Here is a 2,616-nt window from a genome sequence, read left to right on the forward strand (position 1 = left end):
AGTATGTTCGTTAATCATAATGTGCCCTCAAACAAGATTTGAAGATCTGATCATGACATTGAGATTTAGTTCAAAAAAATCCCCGCTAATTTCTTAGCAGGGATTTGTGTATAAGAGACAGCTAATTAGCGCCTTTTTGCATTATGGCTAAATATAAATTTAATGCTGATTGATCATGTGCGTTGCTAGTTGAGAGAATGATTGCTTTAAGCCTTCACGTAACAACGGATTGTCTATTTCTATATCCAGCGTTTTATTCATGCAGTACATCCACTGATCGCGCAATGCTTTATCTACAGTAAAAGGCATATGTCTTTTACGTAGCATTGGCTGGCCATGTTTTTCAGTAAATAGGTTTGGCCCGCCTAACCAACCAGATAAAAATTCAAAAAATACTTGGCGAATTCGATCTAATGGCAGAGGATGCATATCATATAACGGTTTAGCGTATTCATCTGACTCCATTATGTCGTAGAATCGATTGGAGATAGCTCGCGCCCCTTTCTCTCCACCTATTATTTCATACGGTGTTTTTTCAGGAGTAGGAGCCTGTTGCTCGGGAGCCGGCTTAGATTTAGAAAAAAGTCGTTTAATCATATTACTTATCATTGTTAATAGGCAGTTTATAGCTGCAAAGAGGTTGCTTTAAAATGGACAAATATGCGGTTTTTGGAAATCCAATTAAACATTCAAAATCCCCCGCGATACATAAACAATTTGCTGTATCACTGGGTGAGCAAATCGACTATCGCGCAATATTAGCACCTATCGATAACTTTGAAAAAACAGTATTGTCTTTTTTTGAGCAAGGCGGTGTGGGTGCTAACGTTACAATGCCATTTAAAGAGCAAGCTTATGCAATGGCTGATGAGCTTACCCCATTAGCCAAAATAGTAGGGGCTGTTAATACATTAAAAAAACGAGATGACGGCTCATTACTCGGTGATAACACCGATGGTGTGGGCTTTGTAAATGATTTACTCGCTAATGAAGTAGCCATAACTAATAAACGCATTTTAATCATAGGTGCGGGCGGTGCTGCTCGAGGGGTTATTTTGCCTTTGTTAGAGCATAACCCTCAGGAAATAATAATTGTTAATCGCACAGCACAAAAAGCCAAAGAACTCGCAGAGTTGTTTACCCAATATGGACCAGTATCTGGCTTTGGTTTTGATGATTTACCAGTAAGCGATTACTCACTAATTATAAACTCTACCTCTAGCAGTATGAATAACGAACTTCCAGCACTTGATAAAAAACACATAACTAACTGTGAAGTCGCTTATGACATGTTTTATTCACTGCAAAATACCATTTTTATGAATTGGGTTGCACAGCATAATATTAACGCTAAGCTTTTAGATGGCAGTGGCATGTTAGTTGGCCAAGCTGCTCAAGCATATTATGTATGGCGTAATAAAATGCCAAAAATACTTCCCGTCGTTGATGCGCTCAAACAAGGAACGCTTAAATGAATCAGGCAATACAATTTATAGATAGGCTAGAGTTTAGAGAGCCCGATCATCAGTTAGTATTTTTTGCACAAGTTAGTGGCATGCTGGTGGAGTGCGTAATAGAAGTAAATACACTTAAATTAACAGACGAAAGTCACGCAACAGAGTATTTTGAAAAGTATCGTTTTGATTACGAAGAACGTGCCGAGGAGCTTATCGAAGAAGAGAGCTATAACTCGGCAGGCCAAATTGAAGTAAGTTTATTAACTTAAATTAGCTATTTCAGCTAAGTACTCATCTTTAAGTGATACATAGTTATCGGCAGATATTTTTAAAAAGGCAAGTTCTTGCTCCGTTAGAGGGCGGGCTTGCTTAGCCGGACTCCCTACATATAAGTAACCAGACTCTAAGCGTTTGTTTGGTGGTACCAAAGAGCCGCCACCTATAATTACATCATCTTCAACAACCACGTTATCCATAATAATAGCGCCCATACCTACAAGTATACGGTTTCCTAATATACACCCGTGCAGCATTACCTTATGACCTACAGTTACATCGTCACCTATAATAAGTGGATAACCATCTGGATTGCTTTTAGTTGCACGAGATAAATGCAATACACTGCCATCTTGTATATTGGAGCGTTTACCAATACGTATATAGTTAACATCGCCTCGGGCTGCTACTAAAGGCCAAACACTACTATTATCACCTAAAGTAATATCACCAACCAAAACTGATGACTCATCAATATAAACAGACGAATTAAACGAAGGAGTTACACCTTTATAAGAACGGATTGCCATATTTAGTACCTTTTAGATAATAGTTATTAGCTTTGAGTGTATCAGCAAGGTCTTTTTTGTACCATAACAGGCACCGTTTGGTTACAAAACTATCAGTTTTAGGGGGTTTAGTTCAGATACTGACCGAACAGCATCTTTTTTTACTTTTTCTTTAAAAAAGTACTTGCGTAAAAATCTGTTCTCCCTATAATGCGACCCCACTGAGACGGGAAACGCTGAAGCATAGCAAGGCACGAACTACTCAGAGAGTTAAATAAAACTTCGGTTTTAAATCTTCCAAAAGAAAATTTAAAACAAAGTATTGACTCGAAAAATAAAGGGTGTATTATTCGCATCCCTTGAGACGCTAAAGC

4 protein-coding genes are annotated in these 2,616 nt (G+C 38.1%); 2 read left to right on the forward strand and 2 right to left on the reverse strand.

What is annotated here, in order from left to right; translation table 11 throughout:
* Nucleotides 1–159: 159 nt before the first annotated feature.
* Nucleotides 160–597 (reverse strand): group II truncated hemoglobin, encoded by a 438-nt coding sequence (locus tag H5089_RS19980; RefSeq protein ID WP_004335148.1) that lies wholly within the window; start codon nt 595–597, stop codon nt 160–162.
* A gap of 53 nt (nt 598–650) precedes the next feature.
* Here H5089_RS19980 and aroE point away from each other — a divergent pair, with 53 nt between their 5' ends.
* Entirely contained in the window at nt 651–1,475 is an 825-nt protein-coding gene (gene aroE / locus H5089_RS19985) for a shikimate dehydrogenase (protein WP_182712952.1), read from the forward strand.
* The gene (locus H5089_RS19990; protein WP_004335144.1) at nt 1,472–1,726 is read left to right on the forward strand and encodes a DUF1488 family protein; all 255 of its coding nucleotides are present in this window, start codon (nt 1,472–1,474) and stop codon (nt 1,724–1,726) included. Before aroE ends, H5089_RS19990 begins: the two co-directional genes overlap by 4 nt.
* Here H5089_RS19990 and H5089_RS19995 read toward each other — a convergent pair.
* A complete protein-coding gene (locus H5089_RS19995; protein ID WP_002959868.1) occupies nt 1,718–2,263 on the reverse strand; it encodes a gamma carbonic anhydrase family protein in 546 nt (181 codons plus the stop codon). The two genes, H5089_RS19990 and H5089_RS19995, sit on opposite strands and share 9 nt — an antisense overlap.
* Nucleotides 2,264–2,616: the final 353 nt, after the last annotated feature.

The organism is Pseudoalteromonas sp. SR45-1 (genome assembly GCF_014163655.1).
In the GTDB taxonomy this organism is placed as follows: domain Bacteria; phylum Pseudomonadota; class Gammaproteobacteria; order Enterobacterales; family Alteromonadaceae; genus Pseudoalteromonas; species Pseudoalteromonas distincta.